Here is an 18,323-nt window from a genome sequence, read left to right as displayed (position 1 = left end):
GGGCGCACCTGGCGGGGTTTCATTTTTGCTGACGCTAACGGATCTTCCGTTTACTCGTTTACCTCACGCCTGTCACTCTACAAAGACAGGACTAAGCCAGACAGAAACGAGATCGCCGTTGTCGATCCCCAAGACAGTTCCGCTGGCGATTTGGACGAACTTAGCGTCGGTGGAATCGTTCAGACGAATGGCGACCCACCTGGATGATGGGTTATATGAAACGCGCCACCTGTCTCCAGGGACCTCGAAAGAAACACCCGGCTCGAAAGAGTGGTCTGACGAGATGAATACCCGCCCAGGGATGAACTGTGGAGCACTCAACTCGGCGACAACACCCCGAACGTTCGGGAAGTATCCCCAGGCGAACAGGACTTCCCGGGACTCAATGTCGACCTCCAGTTGGAGCGTGCCGACCAGCACGCTCGCAACCCCCTCTGAGCCGAGTCTCCCACTCAGCGAGTCCCCGCTCTGGGCACTGAATGAGAATCCATACTCGGACTCGTCATAAGTGAGGACACCCTCAAGGGGATATCCGCCTCGGATGGAGAATTTCATTTCGACGCTAGCCCTTTGTGCTTTTAAAGAGGAAGTGGACGACCCTGTTGGAATTTGCGTCGATGTTGAGCTCCCAGATCCCGTTACTTCCGTTCATCGTTCCGGGCGTTCTCCACTCGACAACTCCAGGAGCGCCACGGGAATCCATCCTGGGTGTAGATCCCTCCATGATTCCCCGGAGGAGCAGCCCGTTGTTGCCATTCATATAAGGGCGTGCGGCCTTACCAAAGTTGGGGGCATCGACATCCCGAGTACCAGCAATGTCCCATGTGTGATTTTCGACGGTCTTGGTCATTGAAAGGTTCTCAACATCGATCTTCGATGCCAGATCCGAGACGTCACAGTGGCTGTTGTGAACGAGTACCGGCGTGGCACCCGCCAGCACATAGTACGTATGCAGGTCATCAACCGTGAGGTTGTACGTCCGTGCGTGCTTCGTGAACGGCCGGTTGCCCGTGACGATGACGGTGTCGCCGTCGTCGGCGCGCAGGGTCATGCCTGGCTTGAGGTCGCCCGCCTCGATCCAGTCCTGCTGGGACGGGGACCAGAAGGGGTGCTCATGAGTGGCCGTGAGTTTCTCGACACCGTCCTCGGTGGCGATGGACAGTTCGCTGAAGTGCTTGTCGGCTTCCGTCCGGATGAGCCGGGTCACCTTCCGTGGGCCGGTCTCGCCGGTCTCGGGATCGGTGGCCTGGACCCTGTCGCCGACTTCGACGTCTTCGATGTCCTTGGTGGTGCCGTCCGCCATGAGGACATCGGTGCCGGCCAGGAAGCATTTACAGCCACTGGCCGCCCCCTTACCGGCCCTGCCGCCTCCGGGGATGAAGGCGTACGGGAGAGTTTCCCACCGCTTTCCCCGGTCATAGGATTCGGCGTCGTCCAGGCATCTGTCGAAGTTCTGAAGGCAGTAGTTGGCGGCTATGCGCTTCGCCTCGGCGACATCGTCGCTCTTCAACAGGAATTTGTACGCCAGGCGGCAGCCTTCCCGCCCGAAGCACGCATTGCTCGTGCCGCCTTCTTCGATGACGGGCGTGTACCAGTAATTACCGTCCGGGAAGCGTCCGTTCGGGCCGTACTCGTAGAAGTAGTCCAGCAGCCGCTGCGTGTTGTTCGTGACCGGAGTCTGTTTTTCCACCCAACCGGATTTGGGCTTACAGCTGTAGTAACAGCCACCCGGACCGGTGCCACCCCAGGGCACGCCGGGCCCGTTCGGGTTCTGCGGGCCCGTCGGACCGCCATCGCGGCGCGGTTCGCTGTGGCCCGTTCCGTCATCGATCCACAAGCCCGTGGGGTCGGAATGCGAGACCGGACTGAACCCTGTACTTGAACATGTTCAAAAAGAGGTCTACAGTCATCCTCGACAGCGTTTTTGAACGTGTTCAAGAAGGGTGGGACAATGGACCGTACGGTCGTCGCCTACGTCATCTACCTGCTGGTCAGCATCGGTCTGACCGTCTGGGTGGCCCGCACGCTCAGCCGGAACGGCAGGGTCTTTCTCGCCGACGTGCTGCACGGCAACGAGAAGCTCGCCGACGCCGTCAACCACCTCCTGGTGGTCGGCTTCTACCTCGTCAACCTCGGGTTCGTCGCGCTGTACCTGAGCGGCGACGGGACCATCACCGACGCCCGCGGCATCTTCGAGGCCCTGTCGACGAAGCTCGGCGTCGTGCTGCTGGTGCTCGGCGTGATGCACCTGGGCAACGTCTACGTGCTCAACCGGATCCGGCGGCGCGGTGCCATGGAGCGCGAGCAGGTGCCGCCGGTGCCGCCGCAGGGCTGGGCCGCCCCGCAGGCCCAGGCCTGAGCGGAGCGCTTCATGAACGCCACCACCCCGGTCCGCCGGCTCACCGTCCTGTACGACGCCGAGTGCTCCCTGTGCGCGTTCCTGCGCGACTGGCTCCTGCGGCAGCCGAAGCTGGTGCCGCTGGAGCTGGTCCCGGCCGCCTCCGAGGAGGCCCGGGGGCGGTTTCCCGGCCTCGACCACGGCGCCACCCTCGAGGAGATCACCGTCGTCGGCGACGCCGGGCAGGTCTACCGGGGCCCCGCCGCCTGGATCGTCACCCTGTGGGCGCTGCGCGAGTACCGGCCGCTCGCCCACCGGCTCAGCACCCCGTCCGGCGCCCGGCTCGCCAAGGGCGCGGTGCTGGCCGCCGCCAAGTGGCGCGGTGCGCAGTGGAACCGGAGGCAGGGAGGCGGGGTGCAGTGGGGCGGCCGGGTGTACCGGCGGGCGGACGGGTGGGCGTACGACCCGGACCTCGGCTGGACCTATACCGCGCCGGGCTGCGCCGACGGCACCTGCGCCCCTCACCGGGCGCCGGGGCGCTGACGTTAGGCTCTCTTCCCGTGTCCGCGAAGAACGACGGCCCCGACGACGGCGCCACCCCGAGCAAGTCCGAGCAGACCCGCGCCCTGATCCTGGAGACGGCCATGCGGCTGTTCCAGGAGCGCGGCTACGACAAGACGACGATGCGGGCCATCGCCAAGGAGGCCGGGGTCTCCGTCGGCAACGCGTACTACTACTTCGAGGGCAAGGAACACCTGATCCAGGGCTTCTACGACCGGATCGCCGCCGAGCACCAGGTGGCGGTCCGGGAGATCCTGGACCGGGAGACCGAACTGGAGGCCCGGCTCGCCGGCGTGCTGCGGGCGTGGCTGGACATCGCCGCGCCCTACCACGAGTTCGCGGTGCAGTTCTTCAAGAACGCCGCCGACCCGGACAGCCCGCTCAGCCCCTTCTCCCCGGAGTCGGAGCACGCGCGCGAGGAGGCCATCAGCGTCCACCGGGAGGTGCTGGCCGGGGCGACGAAGACCAAGGTGGCCGAGGAACTGCGGGACATCCTGCCCGAGTTGATGTGGCTGTCCCAGATGGGCCTCGTCCTGTACTGGATCTTCGACCGGACCGAGGGCCGGGAGCGCAGCTACCGGCTCGCCGAGCGCGGGGCCCGGCTCACCGCGCGGGGCGTCTCGCTGGCCCGCTTCCGGGTGCTGCGGCCGCTGGTGCGCGAGGTGCACGAGCTGTTCACGGACTTCCTGCCGGGCATGACCCGGGCGGTCCCGGACCCGGCCGCGCGCCGGACCGACTCCTAGAGGGCCGGCGCCGGAGCACGTCAGAGCTGCGTGAGGCTCCAGAGGCGGAACACGCCCGTGCCGTCCGACAGGTACTGGCCGCCGCCGATGTCCTCGGTGGTGACGACGTACTCCTTCGCCTGCCACAGCGGCAGCACCGGCACGTCCTGGGCGACGGTCTGCTGCACCGACTGGAAGTCCCGGTCGGCCTCGCCGCGTTCGGCGTAGCGCCGGCTGTCCTGGATGAGGCGGTCGACGGTCTTGCTGCTGTAGCCGGTGTTCATGGCACTGCCGGTGCCGACGAGCGCGGCCTGGAAGGTGTCCGGGTCGGGGAAGTCGGCGACCCAGCCGACGGCGTACGCGTCGAGCTCGCCGCTCGCCCAGCGCTTCTGGAAGTCGGTCCACTCGTAGCCCTTGAGGGTGACCTTGAACAGGCCGCTCGCCTCCAGCTCCCGTTTGATCTCGGCGGCCTCCTGCTCACCGGCGCCGCGGCCCTTGGCGTAGCCGTAGGTGAAGCGGACGGGCAGGGTCACGCCGGCCTGGGCGAGCAGCTTCCGCGCCTTCCCCGGGTCCTGCCTGGGGTAGTCGTCGAAGAACGAGGCGGTGTGCCCGGTGAGGCCCGCCGGGATCAGGGAGTACAGCGGGTCCACGGTGCCGTCGTAGACGGTGGCGGCCAGCCGCTCGCGGTCGATCAGCCAGGCCATGGCCTGCCGGACCTTCGGATTGTGCAGGGGCTTGCCCGCGCGGGTGTTGAAGTACAGGTTGCGGGTCTCGGAACCGTCCGCCTCGAAGACGCGCTGCGCGGGGTCGCTCGGATTCAGGTCGGCGAGGACCGCGGGCGGCAGCTGGTCGGTCGTGACCTCGACCCGCTTGTCCTTCCATGCGGTGTACAGGGCACCGGGGGTGGCGTAGTAGCGCAGGTCGACGGGCCTGTTCGCACCGCCTTTGTCCGCGCCCTGGTAGCGGCTGTTGGGCGTGAGGACCGCCGTGGTGTCCTTCGTGTAGCTGGTGAGGGTGTACGGGCCGGTGCCGTCGACACCGCTGCCGGTGCGCAGCTTGCCGGCCGGGTAAGCGGTGTGGTCGACGATCGAGCCCGCGCCGGTGGCCACCTTGAACGGGAACGTGGCGTCGGGTGAGGACAGGTGGAAGGTGACGGTCAGCCCGTGGGCGTCCACGGAACGGAGGGTGTCGAGCAAGGACGCCGGGCCGACCGGGGACTTGATCTTCCTGATCCGGTCGAAGGAGTACTTCACGTCCTCGCCGGTCATCGTCCGGCCGCTCGGGAAGGTGAGGCCGGAGCGCAGTTCGCAGCGGTACGTGGTCAGGTCGCCGTCGGCGAACGCGCACCTCCTGGCCGCGTCCGGTACGGGCGCGGTGCCGCCCGGGGCGAAGGTGAGCAGCGACTGGAAGACGTTGCTGAACAGGGCCCAGGAACCGGCGTCGTAGGCGCCCGCCGGGTCGAGGGACGTGACGGCGTCCGTCGTGCCGACCGTGATGGCCGTGCCGTCCTTCTTCGAGGGCACGAGCTGCCAGGCGCCCACCCCCACGGCCGCCAGGACGAGCAGTCCCGCGAGTATCCGCATGCGAACCGATCGCATCGGCCTTGCCCTCCCAGGCCCGTGGGCCCTTGTGCCAGTGCCACACCCCTTTGTGGCGGCCTCACCCAATCACAGGTGTTTGAGCGGGCGGAAGGGAGATCTGCCGAGTTGGGAAAGAACTTACCGATGGGCCTTTCGGTCCGGTTTCACAGTGCTCTCACAGGGTCAGGCCTGCTTCGAAGCCAGCTCGATCAGGGTGATGTCCGACGGTGCCCCCACCCGGGTGGGCGGGCCCCAGGCGCCCGCGCCGCGTGAGACATAGAGCTGGGTGTCGCCGTAGCGCTCCAGGCCCGCCAGGGTCGGGTTCGCGGCGGCGGCGATGAGGTTGCCGGGCCAGAGCTGGCCGCCGTGGGTGTGGCCGGAGAGCTGGAGGTCGACGCCGTGCTCGACGGCGTCGTGGATCTGCACGGGCTGGTGGGCGAGGAGTACGCACGCACGTGCCGTGTCCCGGTCGCCGAGGGCGCGGGCGTAGTCGGGGCCCTGGCCCTCGTCCTCGCCGGCGACGTCGTTGACTCCGGCCAGGTCGAAGTGCGGCATCTCCCTGCGGGCGTTCTCCAGGGGGGTGAGTCCGAGGCGGCGGACCTCCTCGACCCACTGCTCGGCGCCGGAGAAGTACTCGTGGTTCCCGGTGACGAAGTAGGACCCGTGACGGGCCTTCAGCTGGGCCAGCGGGGCCGCCGCGGGGCCCAGGTCCTTCACACTGCCGTCGACCAGGTCGCCGACGACCGCGATCAGGTCGGGCTGGGTCGCGTTGATCGTGTCGACGACCTTCTGCGCGAAGCCGCGGCCCAGGACCGGGCCGAGGTGCACATCACTGACCACGGCGATCCGGTACCCGTGCGCTGCGCGCGGCAGTTTGGCCAGGGGCACGGTGACCCGCTTCACCTTGGGCCCACGCAGCACGCCGTACGTCCCGTACCCCACGGTCCCGACAGCGGCGGCCGCGGCCGCCCCGGCGACGACCCGGGAGACGAAGAGACGGCGGGACGGGCCGGTGGGGGTGGAGGCGGTGGTGTCGGTGGTGCCCGGGGTGGTGAGCGGCTGCGGTGAGGTGGCGGGTGCGGGGTCGGCGTGGGGGCGGGGCGCGGTGGCGGAAGCGGTAGCCGCACCGGCGACACCCTCCGCCGGTGAAGCAGCGGCTGTCGCGGCAGCGGGCGCTCCGCCGGGCACGCTCGCACCGTCCGCCTGCGGCACGGCCTCCGCCGTCGCAGGCGTCGGCCCGCCGGGCTCGTGTGGGGCTCGGGCGGCGTCCGAGGCCGCCTCGGGTTGCGCCGAGGCGTCGGCCGTCGCCACCGGTCCGTGCTCAGGGGCCGTCCCCTGCACCCTCGCCCGCCGTTCGAGGAACCACCGCAGCAGCGGCCGTACGACCTCCCCCGCCACGACCGCGAGCAGCAGGTATATCGACAGGGCCAGCCACAGGAAGCCCGGCCAGGCGAGGACCTGCTGGAGCCAGAAGGGGGCGCCGGTGCGTTCGGCGACCAGGGCCGTGATCGCGAGGAGCCAGCCGCCGGCGATCAGGGTCGCGCCCGCGCGGCGGGTGAGGCCCGGGCCGCGGGTGGTATCGCGGAACAGGCGGCGCCACACGTACCAGTTGGCCGTCACGATGACGGCCAGGACGAGCGTTGCGACGAGTACGAAGACGATGGCCACGGTGTCGTGTCTCCCGATTGCCGTTATGACGTCCGGCGCAGTGCGCGCAGACCACGCAACCCGATGGCCCCGATGACCGTCCCCAATACGAAGGAGACGACTGCGAGCAGCAGGTGCACCCAGAAGTACGCCGTGGGGTGACCGTCGTCGAAGGCGAGCCCGCTGCTGTCCTTGACAAGGTTCTTGACGAAAGTGATCCAGATGACCCAGCTCCACACCCCGAAGGCGAGCAGGAACCAGGAGACGGGGCGGCTGAGCTTCATGGCTCCAGTATCGCCAGAGCCTGTCCGGTTCCGTTCGCGGGGTGGGGGCGGAGGCGGGACTTCCGTGCGTGCTGCAGGTACGTTTCCGGTCGTGCCCGTTCCGAAGAAGACTGCCAGGCGATCCCTGCTGGTCACCTCCGCCGTCCTGTCGTCCCTCGCCCTGGCCGCGCCCGCCGCCGTCGCGGCCCCGAGTCCCTCGGGCAGCCCGTCGGCGAGCCCGTCGGCCACTCCCCCGGCGTCGATGTCGACCGTGGGCGGCGCCCGGCTCGGGCAGCCGGGCACGCAGGTGAACCTCGCGAGCGGCGTGCCGGTGCTGCCGAAGGACGTGAGCGCCCGCTCCTGGATCGTCGCCGACGCCGAGACCGGTGATGTGCTGGCCGCGCACAACGCGCACTGGCGGCTGGCCCCGGCGAGCACGCTGAAGATGCTGTTCGCGGACACGCTGCTGCCGAAGTTCCCGAGTACGGCCAAGCACAAGGTCGTCCCCTCCGACCTGGCGGGCATCGGCCCGGGCTCCAGCATGGTCGGCATAAAGGAGGAAGAGACGTACACGGTCCGCGACCTGTGGCTCGGGGTCTTCCTCCAGTCCGGCAACGACGCCGTGCACGTGCTGTCCGCGATGAACAAGGGCGTCCAGAACACCGTCAAGGAGATGAACGAGCACGCCGAGGAGCTCCAGGCCCTCGACACGCACGTCGTCAGCCCGGACGGCTACGACGCCGAGAAGCAGGTCTCGTCGGCGTACGACCTGACGCTGATCGCCCGCTCGGGGCTGCAGAAGAAGGACTTCCGGGAGTACTGCTCGACGGTCAGCGCGAAGTTCCCGGGCCAGACGAAGAAGGGCAAGAAGGGCAAGCCGGTCCGTGAGTCCTTCGAGATCCGGAACACCAACCGGCTGTTGTCCGGCGACTCGGACGTGCCCGTCTACCAGGGCATCGCCGGCGTCAAGAACGGCAACACCACCAACGCCGGCGCCACCTTCACCGGTGTCGCCGAGCGGGGCGGCAAGGTGCTGCTGGTGACGGTGATGAACCCGGAGAAGCAGGAGCACAACGAGGTCTACAAGGAGACCGCGCGGCTGTTCGACTGGGGCTTCAAGGCGGCCGGGAAGGTGCAGCCGGTGGGTGAGCTGGTGCCTCCGAAGGGCGCCGAGCAGGCCGGTTCCCAGCCCGGTGCGAACCCCTCCGGCGAGGCCGGCGGCTCCGGGAGCGGCACGGCCGGAACCGGCTCGAAGCCGGTGGCCGGCGCCCCGACCGCGGACGGCTCCAGCGGCATCGGGACCGCGCTCGGTATCACCGGCGGTGTGCTGGTGCTGCTGGCGGGCGGCGCGTTCCTGGTCAACCGCCGTTGGCCGCTGCCGGATCTGGTGCGCCGCCGGACCCGCCCCTGACGTCCGGGACCTCCGGGACGTCCGGGAGTTCGTCCGCCTTGCTCTGCGTCGCCGTCCAGGAGGCGCAGAACAGCACCAGCTTCGAGGTGAAGTTGATCCACAGCAGCAGCGCGACGGGCACGCCGAACGCGCCGTACATGCTCTTCGCGGCCACGCCCTGCAAGTAGCCGCTGAGCAGCAGCTTCAGCAGCTCGAAGCCGACCGCGCCGGTCAGCGCCGCCACGAACAGGCGGTGGCGCGTGGGCTCCACGCCCGGCAGCAGCGTCAGGACGTAGAGCAGGAGCAGGAAGTCGGCGAGTACGGCGATCAGGAACGCGGCGATGTGCAGCAGGACGCCGCTCCAGCCGCCCTCGTCGATGCCCAGGTGCCGGGTGATCCAGCCGATCATCGCGGAGGCGACGGTGGAGGCGGCGATGGTGACGAGGAGCGCGCCGCCGAGGCCGATCAGGACGCCCGCGTCCTTGGCGTAGCGCAGGACCGGGTTCTCCTCGTCGTCGGGCAGCTCCCACACCGCGCGCAGGCACTCGCGCATCGAGCCGGCCCAGCTGATGCCGGTGAAGAGCAGCAGGGCGCCCGCGATCAGGCCGACCGTGCCGGCGTTCTCCACCAGGCCGGCGATGTCCAGCTGGTCGGAGATGCCGGGCACCTGCTCGGCGAGCTTGTCCTGGAGTTTGTTCTGCTGCTCCGTGCTGAGCGTGCCGGCGGCGATCGTGGCGGCCACGGTCAGCAGCGGGAACAGCGCGACGAAGCTGGTGAAGGTCATCGCGGCGGCCAGCCGTGTCCACTTCACGCGGTCCAGCCGCTCGTACGACCGCCACGCGTGGGTGATCATCAGCCGCTCCGCCCACGGCCCGATGACCGGGAGCCTTTTCAGCCAGTCCATGATCCGACTCTGCCCTCCGCCCGGAAGACCCATGTACGGGTACCCCAGAACCGGAGGACTGTGGCCAACGCCATACCGACGACCGCGCCGGAGACGGTGTCCGCGCGCTGCGAGGTGAGTCCGAGACCGTAGTGGCTGACGGCCAGGCACAGCAGTTGTACGGCGGCTCCGGCGAGGTTCACCAGGAAGAACGCGGCGTACGGGCGCAGGCCGCCGCCGACCCGCCTGTCCCGGTAGGTGCCGAGGGCGTTGCCCGCGTAGGCGACCGAGCAGGCCGCCACGAAGGACAGGGCCTTGGCGGTGAGCGGGCCGAGTCCGGCGGGGCCGCGCAGGCAGGTGAACAGGGCCAGGTCGACGGCGTAGGCGAGGAGACCGACGGCGGCGAAACCCAGGAGCTCCCGGCGGCGGGGGGTCGTGGGGCCCGCCCACGCGCGCGTGGTCACCAATTGGCCACCGCCAGGCCGTACATCGCCATCCACACCAGGCCGATGAGGGCGAGCGCCCGGTCGCGCAGGACGACGTCCTCGGGTTCGCCGGCCGTGCCGCGGTCGGCGAAGACGGCGTACCGGAGGATCGCGAGGATGAAGGCGACCATGGACAGCTGCCGCCAGGGCAGCACGCTGGTGTGCGGGACGCCGCCCTCCTCCATGGCCCACAGACAGTAGCCGAGGACGGCGACACCGGCGGCGAGCTGCCAGACGAAGCGGAGGTAGCCGGTGGTGTACTCGGTGAGCAACGCGCGCGTGACGCCCTCCTTTCCGGCCATCTGCACGGCTTCGGAGTAGCGCTTGGCCGACACCATGAACAGCGCGCCGAAGCCGGTCGTGATCAGGAACCAGCGCGACAGCGGGATGCCGAGGGCGAGCCCGCCGACCATCGCCCGCATCAGGAAGCCGGTCGTGACGACGGCGAGGTCGACGACGAGGACGTGCTTGAGGCTGACGCAGTAGGCCAGTTGCATGCCGAGGTAGGCGGTCAGCAGGGCGGTGACGGCCGGGGGGCAGAGCCAGGCCGCGGCGGCGGGCGCGAGGACGGCGAGGCCGCCGCCGACGGCGTAGGCGAGGGGTACGGGGACCTGTCCGGCGGCGACCGGGCGGTGCCGCTTGGTGGGGTGGGCGCGGTCGGCGTCGGCGTCGCGGGCGTCGTTGACGAGGTAGACGGCGGCGGCGCAGGCGGTGAAGAGGACGAAGACGAGGGCGAGTTGGATCAGGGCGTGCCGGGAGAAGAGCTCGCCCGCGGCCGCCGGGGCGGCGACCACCAGGACGTTCTTCACCCACTGCTTGGGCCGCGCGGTCCGGAGGAGACCGGCCGGGAGACCGCCCTTGCGGGGTGGCGCGGGCCGCTCCTCGTGGGTGCGCTGCCGCAGGACGGCCGCCTCAGTCATGGTGGGCCTCTCCCTTCATCCAGCGGGCGCCGAGCCGGGCCGTGAGCACGCCGAGGGCCGCGCCCGCCGCGACGTCCGAGGGGTAGTGGACGCCGGCCACCAGTCGCGAGACGCACACGGCGGCGGCGAGCGGCGGGACGGTACGGGCTCCCAGGGCGCCGAAGGCGACGGCGGCGGCAGCGGCGGAGGTGGCGTGCGAGCTGGGGAAGGAGTGCCGCCCGGCGGTGCGCACCAGGGGCTCGACGTGCGGGGGGCGCGGTCGGCGCACGACCCGCTTCAGCCCCATGCTGACGAGGTGCGCCCCCGCGGTGAGCACTGTGCCGCGCAGCCAGGCGCCGCGTCTCCTGCCGTCGACGGCGGCTCCGGCGAGCCCCGCCGCAAGCCACAGCGCCGCGTGTTCCCCCGCCCAGGACAGGGCGCGTGCGGCGCCTGCCACGCGCGGGTCGGTGCCGCACGCCCTGAGCGCCGAAACGATCCGGTGATCCATGTCGTGCAGGTCGTCGAGGTCGTCCATGTGGACTCACTGTTCACGCCCACATGGCCTGAACTCCGGCAATATTGAGCGACATCCCATTAATCACCCGTTTCGGGGAGGGGCGCCATGTTCTCTAACTAAGAGCTCACATGGGGACGATACGGTCACGGACATGTCTGTCGACACCGCATCCGTCCCGGACGTCTCGGGCCTGGACCACACCACCGTCACCGGCTGGGGCCGCACCGCTCCCACCGCCGCCCGGCTGATCCGCCCGCGGACGTACGAGGAGGCCGTGGCGGCCGTCCGCGACTGCGGGGCCCGCGGCGGGATCCCCCGGGGCCTGGGACGGGCGTACGGGGACGCGGCGCAGAACGCGGGCGGGTCCGTGCTCGACATGACGGGCCTGGACCGCGTCCACGCGATCGACGCCGCCGGCGGCACCGTGCTGTGTGACGCGGGCGTCTCCCTGCACCGGCTGATGGAGGTGCTGCTGCCGCTCGGCTGGTTCGTGCCGGTGACCCCCGGCACGCGCTACGTCACCGTCGGCGGGGCGATCGGCGCCGACATCCACGGCAAGAACCACCACGTCTCGGGCTCCTTCGCGCGCCATGTGCTCGCCCTCGAACTGCTCACCGCCGACGGCGAGATCCGCACGGTGATCCCCGGCACGCCCCTGTTCGACGCCACCGCGGGCGGCATGGGACTGACCGGGGTGATCCTCACCGCGACGATCCGGCTCCAGCCGGTCGAGACCTCGCTGATGTCGGTCGACACCGAACGCGCGCAGGACCTCGACGACCTGATGGCCCGGCTGGCGGACACCGACCACCGCTACCGCTACTCGGTCGCCTGGATCGACCTGCTGGCCCGGGGCGCCGCCACCGGCCGCGCGGTCCTCACCCGCGGCGACCACGCGCCCCTGGACACGCTCCCCGCCCGCCTGCGCCGGGACCCGCTGTCCTTCCGCACCTCCCGCTTCCCGGCCGCCCCGTCCCTCCTCCCCGAGGGCCTGCTCAGCCGCACGACCGTGGGCCTCTTCAACGAGCTCTGGTACCACAAGGCCCCCCGCGCGCGGTCCGGCCAACTCCAGCGCATCTCCGCCTTCTTCCACCCCCTGGACGGCGTGCCGCACTGGAACCGCGTCTACGGCCGGGGCGGTTTCGTGCAGTACCAGTTCGTCGTCGGCCACGGCCAGGAGGACGCCCTGCGCCGCATCGTGCGCCGTATCTCCGAGCGCCGCTGCCCGTCCTTCCTGGCCGTCCTCAAGCGCTTCGGGGAGTCCGACCCGGGCTGGCTGTCCTTCCCGGTGCCCGGCTGGACGCTGGCGCTGGACATCCCGGCGGGCCTGCCCGGCCTCGGCGCGTTCCTCGACGAACTCGACGAGGAGGTCGCCGCCGCCGGCGGCCGCGTCTACCTCGCCAAGGACGCCCGGCTGCGCCCGGAACTGCTCGCTGCCATGTACCCGCGGCTGGACGACTTCCGCGCCCTGCGCGCCGAGCTGGACCCGCACGGGGTGTTCGTGTCCGACCTGGCCCGCCGCCTCCATCTCTGAGCGATCCCTAGGAGCTGTCATGAAGGACGCCTTCGGTCTCCCCCAGTCCCTGCTGGTCCTCGGCGGTACGTCGGAGATCGCGCTGGCCACCGCCCGCCGGCTGATCGCCCGCCGCACCCGCACGGTCTGGCTGGCCGGCCGCCCGTCGCCCGCCCTGGAGGAGGCCGCCGGGCGGTTGCGCGGGCTCGGGGCCGACGTGCACACCGTCGCCTTCGACGCGCTCGACCCGGCCTCCCACGAGGCCGTGCTCGGCAAGGTCTTCGCCGAGGGCGACATCGACATGGTGCTGCTCGCCTTCGGCCTCCTCGGCGACCAGGCACGCGACGAGCGGGACCCGGAGGCGGCGGTACGGGTCGCGCAGACCAACTACACCGGCGCGGTCTCGGCGGGCCTGGTGTGCGCCCGCTCACTCCAGTCCCAGGGGCACGGCTCGCTGGTCGTGATGTCCTCCGTCGCGGGCGAGCGGGCCCGCCGCGCGAACTTCATCTACGGCTCCAGCAAGGCCGGACTCGACGCCTTCGCGCAGGGCCTGGGCGACGCGCTGCACGGCACGGGCGTGCACGTCATGGTCGTACGCCCCGGATTCGTGCGGACGCGGATGACCGCCGGGCTGCCCGAGGCGCCGCTGGCGACCACGCCCGAGGCGGTGGCGACGGCCGTCGAGCTGGGGCTGCGGCGCCGCTCGGAGACGGTGTGGGTGCCGGGGGCGCTGCGCGTGGTGATGGCGGCGCTGCGGCACATGCCGCGTGGGTTGTTCCGGCGGCTGCCGATCTGATCTACGGGCGGATCACCAGGTCGGGACCGAGCCGCGCTCCACGTGCCCGGCCTGGGGCGGAACGATCGAACCGCCGAAGGGGAACTCGCGCAGCTTGCGCCAGACGCCGTCGGCGCCCTGTTCGTAGAGGGCGAAGCCGGTGCACGGCCACTCGGCCTCGTAGTCGGCGAGTTCCTCGAAGGCGCGGTCCATCGCCGCCTCCTCGATGCCGTGCGCCACCGTGACGTGGGGGTGGTACGGGAACTGCAGTTCCCGTACGACCGGCCCGGCGGGGTCGCGGACCTGCTCCTGGAGCCGCGTGCAGTCCTCCGCTCCCGCGACGACCCGGACGAAGACGACCGGGGACAGGGGCCGGAAGGTCCCGGTCCCCGACAGCCGCATCGGGAAGGGCCGGCCGGCCGCGGCGACCTCGGTCAGATGCGCCTCGACGGCCGGCAGAGCGGAGTCGTCGATCTCCGTCGGCGGCAGCAGGGTGACGTGCGTGGGAATGCCGTGAGCCGCGGCGTCGCCGAAGCCCGCGCGCAGCTGCTGAAGCCGGCTGCCGTGAGGCTCCGGGACCGCGATCGAGACACCGATCGTTACGGTCCCCACGTCGTCTCCTGTCGTTAAGTTTGCGGGTCGCTGATACGACCACCCGGTTATCGACTGTACGGCCACGACCCGGTTACGGGCAGGCGCAACCGAAGTGATGTACAGCGCTGTTCGGTGGTACGGCTGTGCGCGGGAGCGGGTTCAGTGCTTGGCGGGCAGGAAGCCGACCTTGTCGTACGCCTGGGCGAGGGTCTCCGCGGCGACGGCGCGGGCCTTCTCGGCGCCCTTGGCGAGGATCGAGTCGAGCGTCTCCGGGTCGTCCAGGTACTGCTGGGTGCGCTCCCGGAACGGCGTGACGAAGTCGACCATGATCTCGGCGAGGTCGGTCTTGAGCGCGCCGTACATCTTGCCGGTGTACTTCTCCTCCAGCTCACCGATGGTCTCGCCGGTGAGGGTCGAGTAGATCGTGAGGAGGTTGCTGATGCCCGGCTTGTTCTCGGCGTCGTAGCGGATCACCGTGTCCGTGTCCGTGACCGCGCTCTTGACCTTCTTCGCGGTGGCCTTCGGCTCGTCGAGGAGGTTGATGAGGCCCTTCGGCGTGGACGCCGACTTGCTCATCTTGATCGACGGGTCCTGAAGGTCGTAGATCTTCGCCGTCTCCCGGAGGATGTACGGCTTCGGGACGGTGAACGTCTGGCCGAAACGGCCGTTGAAGCGCTCGGCGAGGTCGCGGGTGAGCTCGACGTGCTGGCGCTGGTCCTCGCCGACCGGGACCTCGTGCGCCTGGTAGAGCAGGATGTCCGCGACCTGCAGGATGGGGTACGTGAACAGGCCCACGGAGGCGCGCTCGGCGCCCTGCTTGGCGGCCTTGTCCTTGAACTGGGTCATCCGGCCGGCCTCGCCGAAGCCGGTGAGGCAGTTCATCACCCAGGCGAGCTGGGCGTGCTCGGGGACGTGGCTCTGGACGAAGAGCGTGCAGCGGTCCGGGTCCAGCCCCGCGGCGAGCAGCTGGGCGGCGGCCAGGCGCGTGTTCGCACGCAGGTCCTTCGGGTCCTGCGGGATGGTGATCGCGTGCAGGTCGACGACCATGTAGAACGCGTCGTGGGTCTCCTGCAGGGCCACCCACTGGCGGACGGCGCCGAGGTAGTTGCCGAGGTGGAACGAGCCGGCGGTGGGCTGGATTCCGGAGAGCACGCGGGGTCGGTCAGAGGCCATGTTGCTTATTGTCTCAGAGGGCCGCGGGTGGTTTCGGCGGTGGGGAACTGCGGACCCTTGTGGCTGGTCGCGCAGTCCCCCGCGCCCCTTACGGGGCGCTTCAGCCGAGGTCGATCTCCGGGTACAGGGGGAAGCCGGCGACCAGGTCGGTCGCCCTGCGGGAGATCTCGTCGGCGATCTTCGCGTCGAGGACGTGGGCCGCCTTGGAGGGGGCGCCCGACTTGGTCGTGCCCGGCTCCGTGGTGGTGAGGACGCGGTCGATCAGGCCGGCGACCTCGTCCATCTCCGCCGTACCCAGGCCGCGGGTGGTCAGGGCCGGGGTGCCGATGCGGATGCCGGAGGTGTACCAGGCGCCGTTCGGGTCGGCGGGGATCGCGTTGCGGTTGGTGACGATGCCCGACTCCAGCAGCGCGGCCTCGGCCTGGCGGCCGGTGAGGCCGTAGGAGGAGGCGACGTCGATCAGGTTCAGGTGGTTGTCCGTGCCGCCCGTCACGAGGGTCGCGCCGCGGCGCATCAGGCCTTCGGCCAGGGCCCGGGAGTTGTCGACGATGCGCTGGGCGTAGTCGCGGAAGGACTCCTGGCGGGCCTCCGCGAGGGCGACGGCCTTGGCGGCCATGACGTGCGGGAGCGGGCCGCCGAGGACCATCGGGCAGCCCCGGTCGACCTGGTCCTTCAGGGAGTCGTCGCACAGGACCATGCCGCCGCGCGGGCCGCGCAGCGACTTGTGGGTGGTCGTCGTCACGATCTGGGCGTGCGGGACCGGGTCGAAGTCGCCGGTGAGGACCTTGCCCGCGACCAGGCCGGCGAAGTGCGCCATGTCGACCATGAGCGTCGCGCCGACCTCGTCGGCGATCTCGCGCATGATCCGGAAGTTCACCAGGCGGGGGTAGGCCGAGTAGCCCGCGACGATGATCAGCGGCTTGAACTCGCGGGCCGAGGTGCGCAGGGCCTCGTAGTCGATGAGGCCGGTGGCCGGGTCCGTGCCGTAGGAGCGCTGGTCGAACATCTTGCCGGAGATGTTCGGGCGGAAGCCGTGGGTGAGGTGGCCGCCGGCGTCCAGGGACATGCCGAGCATGCGCTGGTTGCCGAAGGCGCGGCGCAGCTCCGCCCAGTCGGCCTCGGAGAGGTCGTTGACCTGGCGGGCGCCGGCCTTCTCCAGGGCGGGGACCTCGACGCGCTGGGCGAGGACCGACCAGAAGGCGACGAGGTTGGCGTCGATGCCGGAGTGCGGCTGGACGTAGGCGTGGCGGGCGCCGAAGAGCTCCTTGGCGTGCTCGGCGGCGAGGGACTCGACGGTGTCGACGTTGCGGCAGCCGGCGTAGAAGCGGCGGCCGATGGTGCCCTCGGCGTACTTGTCGCTGAACCAGTTGCCCATCGCCAGCAGCGTGGCCGGGGAGGCGTAGTTCTCCGAGGCGATCAGCTTGAGCATCTCGCGCTGGTCGGCGACCTCCTGGCCGATGGCGTCGGCTACGCGCGGCTCGACGGCGCGGATGACGTCGAGGGCGGCGCGGTAGGCGGTGGAAGCGGTGGAGAGGGGCTCGGCTGGCATGTGGGACCTCCGGACGTTGCGTTCAGCGTTCACGGTACGGCCCAGGCGCACGGCTCTCTCTGCTCGGGCCGCTCCCCGATGGTTGATCCATCCCAGCGCGCCAGTCACGGCCCGGGGATCAGCCTACCGGGCGGGCCCGGGGAGCGTCTGCCGGGTTGGTGAGCGTTGCCGAGTGCGGGCGCGTCGTGGCTTGTCGCGCAGTTCCCCGCGCCCCTGGGTACGTTCCCCCTGAGCTCCGTTTACAAGATCACGTGGGGCAGGAAGCGGGCGTACTCGTCGGTGATCAGGCCCGACGACTCGCGGATGCCCAGGCCCGCCGACTCGTTCTCCACCACCCAGGCGCCCAGGACCACGCGGTTGCCGTCGAAGTCGGGCAGGGGGGCCAGCTGCTGGTAGCAGCAGGGTTCGTCGCGGAGGGCGGGTGGTGAGCCGGGCTCGTGGATCGTGACGCCGGCTCCCTCTCGGCCCAGGAGGGGCTTGGCGACCCAGCCCTTGGCGGGCAGGTCCCGGGGGCCGTCCAGGTAGGCCGGGAGGAGGTTGGGGTGGCCGGGGTACAGCTCCCAGAGGATGGCCAGGAGCGCCTTGTTGCTGAGGAGCATTTTCCAGGCCGGCTCGATCCAGAGGGTCGTGCCCGTGCCGCCGCCGTTGTCGAGGGTGTCCAGGACGTGGTCCGCGAAGCGGTCGGTGGTGAGCCACTCCCAGGGGTAGAGCTTGAAGATGCTGCGGATGAAGCGGAGGCGGTTGTCGACGAAGCGGCCGGAGAGGCGGTCCCAGCCGATCTCCTCCATGGAGATCCAGTCGGTGTCCAGGCCTGCCTGCTCGGCGGTTTCCTTGAGGTAGGCGACCGTCATCAGGTCCTCGCCGAGTTCGTCGGCGGAGGAGTACGCGAAGTACAGGGGGCTGCCCGGCGGCAGGAGGGCGGCCTGTTTCCGCCAGGCGTCGATCAGGCGTTCGTGGAGGGAGTTCCACTGGTCGGCGCCGGGGAAGCGGTCCTCCATCCAGAACCACTGGGCGGACGCGGCCTCCACCAGTGAGGTGGGGGTGTCGGCGTTGTACTCCAGGAGCCTGGCCGGGCCGGTGCCGTCGTAGCGGAGGTCGAAACGGCCGTAGACGGAGGGGAGTTCGGCACGGCGGTGCCAGGACTCGGCGACCGTCCGGGCCACGCGGGGGTCGGTGATGCCCAGGTCCGCGAAACGGTCCTCCGTGACGATGTGTTCGGCCGCCGCCAGGCACATGCGGTGGAGTTCCTCGACGACCTCTTCCAGGGCCTCGATCTCCGGGAGGGTGAAGGCGTAGTAGGCGCTTTCATCCCAGTAGGGGCGCAGGGAGTCGTCGGGGTAGCGGGTGAGGGGGTAGATCAGGCCCTGTTCCTCGACGGTCTGCTGCCAGTCGGGGCGGGGGGTGATGGTGCGGCGTTCCATGTGCGTACGACCC

At 70.3% G+C, this 18,323-nt stretch carries 18 protein-coding genes, 1 pseudogene and 1 riboswitch; of the genes and pseudogenes, 6 read left to right on the top strand and 13 right to left on the bottom strand.

The features are described 5' to 3' along the window. Window positions 1-72: 72 nt before the first annotated feature. Both ACH4G3_RS24865 and ACH4G3_RS24860 read right to left on the bottom strand, forming a co-directional pair. Window positions 73-555, bottom strand: coding sequence for a hypothetical protein (locus ACH4G3_RS24865; RefSeq protein ID WP_397626563.1), 483 nt, complete (start codon window positions 553-555; stop codon window positions 73-75). 340 nt (window positions 556-895) lie between these two features. Further along, a pseudogene (locus ACH4G3_RS24860) lies at window positions 896-1,864 on the bottom strand (polymorphic toxin-type HINT domain-containing protein); the annotation flags it as partial. Between the two features lie 87 nt (window positions 1,865-1,951). On the opposite strand from ACH4G3_RS24860, the gene ACH4G3_RS24855 reads away from it, so the two are divergent. Genes ACH4G3_RS24855 through ACH4G3_RS24845 form a run of 3 tightly spaced genes read left to right on the top strand, consistent with a single transcriptional unit; the run spans window position 1,952 to window position 3,642 of the window. Beyond that, entirely contained in the window at window positions 1,952-2,359 is a 408-nt protein-coding gene (locus ACH4G3_RS24855; RefSeq protein ID WP_397626562.1) for a hypothetical protein, read from the top strand. A gap of 12 nt (window positions 2,360-2,371) precedes the next feature. Further along, window positions 2,372-2,881 (top strand): thiol-disulfide oxidoreductase DCC family protein, encoded by a 510-nt coding sequence (locus ACH4G3_RS24850; protein WP_397626561.1) that lies wholly within the window; start codon window positions 2,372-2,374, stop codon window positions 2,879-2,881. 17 nt (window positions 2,882-2,898) lie between these two features. After that, window positions 2,899-3,642: a TetR/AcrR family transcriptional regulator gene (locus ACH4G3_RS24845; RefSeq protein ID WP_397626560.1), complete on the top strand. Its 744-nt coding sequence runs from the start codon at window positions 2,899-2,901 to the stop codon at window positions 3,640-3,642. 20 nt (window positions 3,643-3,662) lie between these two features. On the opposite strand, the gene ACH4G3_RS24840 is transcribed toward ACH4G3_RS24845, so the two are convergent. From ACH4G3_RS24840 to ACH4G3_RS24830, 3 genes are all read right to left on the bottom strand, one after another. After that, on the bottom strand, window positions 3,663-5,204 hold the full coding sequence (locus ACH4G3_RS24840) for an ABC transporter substrate-binding protein (protein WP_397626559.1): 1,542 nt from the start codon (window positions 5,202-5,204) through the stop codon (window positions 3,663-3,665). 180 nt (window positions 5,205-5,384) lie between these two features. Beyond that, complete coding sequence (locus ACH4G3_RS24835) at window positions 5,385-6,869, bottom strand: metallophosphoesterase (protein ID WP_397626558.1); 1,485 nt, start codon at window positions 6,867-6,869, stop codon at window positions 5,385-5,387. A 23-nt stretch (window positions 6,870-6,892) separates the two neighbouring features. Further along, window positions 6,893-7,132, bottom strand: coding sequence for an SCO4848 family membrane protein (locus ACH4G3_RS24830; RefSeq protein ID WP_086604478.1), 240 nt, complete (start codon window positions 7,130-7,132; stop codon window positions 6,893-6,895). Window positions 7,133-7,223: 91 nt separating this feature from the next. Here ACH4G3_RS24830 and ACH4G3_RS24825 point away from each other — a divergent pair, with 91 nt between their 5' ends. After that, window positions 7,224-8,522 (top strand): D-alanyl-D-alanine carboxypeptidase family protein, encoded by a 1,299-nt coding sequence (locus tag ACH4G3_RS24825; RefSeq protein ID WP_397626557.1) that lies wholly within the window; start codon window positions 7,224-7,226, stop codon window positions 8,520-8,522. On the opposite strand, the gene ACH4G3_RS24820 is transcribed toward ACH4G3_RS24825, so the two are convergent. The 4 genes from ACH4G3_RS24820 to ACH4G3_RS24805 are packed head-to-tail and all read right to left on the bottom strand — an operon-like array spanning window position 8,470 to window position 11,303. Beyond that, on the bottom strand, window positions 8,470-9,405 hold the full coding sequence (locus tag ACH4G3_RS24820; RefSeq protein ID WP_397626556.1) for a YihY/virulence factor BrkB family protein: 936 nt from the start codon (window positions 9,403-9,405) through the stop codon (window positions 8,470-8,472). The two genes, ACH4G3_RS24825 and ACH4G3_RS24820, sit on opposite strands and share 53 nt — an antisense overlap. Further along, entirely contained in the window at window positions 9,393-9,848 is a 456-nt protein-coding gene (locus tag ACH4G3_RS24815; RefSeq protein ID WP_397626555.1) for a GtrA family protein, read from the bottom strand. The genes ACH4G3_RS24820 and ACH4G3_RS24815 overlap by 13 nt, the downstream gene beginning before the upstream one ends. Next, on the bottom strand, window positions 9,845-10,789 hold the full coding sequence (locus ACH4G3_RS24810; RefSeq protein ID WP_397626554.1) for a decaprenyl-phosphate phosphoribosyltransferase: 945 nt from the start codon (window positions 10,787-10,789) through the stop codon (window positions 9,845-9,847). Before ACH4G3_RS24810 ends, ACH4G3_RS24815 begins: the two co-directional genes overlap by 4 nt. After that, a complete protein-coding gene (locus tag ACH4G3_RS24805) occupies window positions 10,782-11,303 on the bottom strand; it encodes a phosphatase PAP2 family protein (protein WP_397626553.1) in 522 nt (173 codons plus the stop codon). Before ACH4G3_RS24805 ends, ACH4G3_RS24810 begins: the two co-directional genes overlap by 8 nt. A 133-nt stretch (window positions 11,304-11,436) precedes the next feature. Here ACH4G3_RS24805 and ACH4G3_RS24800 point away from each other — a divergent pair, with 133 nt between their 5' ends. Continuing rightward, on the top strand, window positions 11,437-12,819 hold the full coding sequence (locus ACH4G3_RS24800) for a decaprenylphosphoryl-beta-D-ribose oxidase (protein WP_397626552.1): 1,383 nt from the start codon (window positions 11,437-11,439) through the stop codon (window positions 12,817-12,819). Between the two features lie 19 nt (window positions 12,820-12,838). Continuing rightward, window positions 12,839-13,594 (top strand): decaprenylphospho-beta-D-erythro-pentofuranosid-2-ulose 2-reductase, encoded by a 756-nt coding sequence (locus ACH4G3_RS24795; RefSeq protein ID WP_397626551.1) that lies wholly within the window; start codon window positions 12,839-12,841, stop codon window positions 13,592-13,594. 12 nt (window positions 13,595-13,606) lie between these two features. Here ACH4G3_RS24795 and ACH4G3_RS24790 read toward each other — a convergent pair whose 3' ends face one another. From ACH4G3_RS24790 to ACH4G3_RS24775, 4 genes are all read right to left on the bottom strand, one after another. Further along, window positions 13,607-14,185 (bottom strand): 2'-5' RNA ligase family protein, encoded by a 579-nt coding sequence (locus ACH4G3_RS24790; RefSeq protein ID WP_397626550.1) that lies wholly within the window; start codon window positions 14,183-14,185, stop codon window positions 13,607-13,609. 141 nt (window positions 14,186-14,326) lie between these two features. After that, window positions 14,327-15,340 (bottom strand): tryptophan--tRNA ligase, encoded by a 1,014-nt coding sequence (gene trpS, locus ACH4G3_RS24785; protein ID WP_397626549.1) that lies wholly within the window; start codon window positions 15,338-15,340, stop codon window positions 14,327-14,329. Between the two features lie 100 nt (window positions 15,341-15,440). Next, window positions 15,441-16,922, bottom strand: a complete 1,482-nt coding sequence (locus ACH4G3_RS24780) for a glycine hydroxymethyltransferase (protein WP_397626548.1) — start codon at window positions 16,920-16,922, stop codon at window positions 15,441-15,443. Further along, window positions 16,922-17,007, bottom strand: a riboswitch (ZMP/ZTP riboswitch). It overlaps the preceding gene by 1 nt. A gap of 121 nt (window positions 17,008-17,128) precedes the next feature. Further along, window positions 17,129-18,310, bottom strand: coding sequence for a glutathionylspermidine synthase family protein (locus ACH4G3_RS24775; RefSeq protein ID WP_397626547.1), 1,182 nt, complete (start codon window positions 18,308-18,310; stop codon window positions 17,129-17,131). Window positions 18,311-18,323: the final 13 nt, after the last annotated feature.

The organism is Streptomyces afghaniensis, from assembly GCF_044327915.1.
Taxonomy (GTDB): domain Bacteria; phylum Actinomycetota; class Actinomycetes; order Streptomycetales; family Streptomycetaceae; genus Streptomyces; species Streptomyces afghaniensis.
Note: the sequence above shows the minus strand (reverse complement) of the source record. Positions and strands in the feature narration are given on the sequence as shown.

Bases quoted from the DNA above. Each gene is read 5' to 3' on its own strand.
- ACH4G3_RS24810 (WP_397626554.1), bottom strand. From the start codon at position 10,789: ATGACTGAGGCGGCCGTCCTGCGGCAGCGCACCCACGAGGAGCGGCCC.
- ACH4G3_RS24820 (WP_397626556.1), bottom strand. From the start codon at position 9,405: ATGGACTGGCTGAAAAGGCTCCCGGTCATCGGGCCGTGGGCGGAGCGG.
- ACH4G3_RS24865 (WP_397626563.1), bottom strand. From the start codon at position 555: ATGAAATTCTCCATCCGAGGCGGATATCCCCTTGAGGGTGTCCTCACT.
- ACH4G3_RS24795 (WP_397626551.1), top strand. From the start codon at position 12,839: ATGAAGGACGCCTTCGGTCTCCCCCAGTCCCTGCTGGTCCTCGGCGGT.
- ACH4G3_RS24775 (WP_397626547.1), bottom strand. From the start codon at position 18,310: ATGGAACGCCGCACCATCACCCCCCGCCCCGACTGGCAGCAGACCGTC.
- trpS (WP_397626549.1), bottom strand. From the start codon at position 15,340: ATGGCCTCTGACCGACCCCGCGTGCTCTCCGGAATCCAGCCCACCGCC.
- ACH4G3_RS24830 (WP_086604478.1), bottom strand. From the start codon at position 7,132: ATGAAGCTCAGCCGCCCCGTCTCCTGGTTCCTGCTCGCCTTCGGGGTG.
- ACH4G3_RS24850 (WP_397626561.1), top strand. From the start codon at position 2,372: ATGAACGCCACCACCCCGGTCCGCCGGCTCACCGTCCTGTACGACGCC.
- ACH4G3_RS24805 (WP_397626553.1), bottom strand. From the start codon at position 11,303: ATGGACGACCTCGACGACCTGCACGACATGGATCACCGGATCGTTTCG.
- ACH4G3_RS24800 (WP_397626552.1), top strand. From the start codon at position 11,437: ATGTCTGTCGACACCGCATCCGTCCCGGACGTCTCGGGCCTGGACCAC.
- ACH4G3_RS24840 (WP_397626559.1), bottom strand. From the start codon at position 5,204: ATGCGGATACTCGCGGGACTGCTCGTCCTGGCGGCCGTGGGGGTGGGC.
- ACH4G3_RS24855 (WP_397626562.1), top strand. From the start codon at position 1,952: ATGGACCGTACGGTCGTCGCCTACGTCATCTACCTGCTGGTCAGCATC.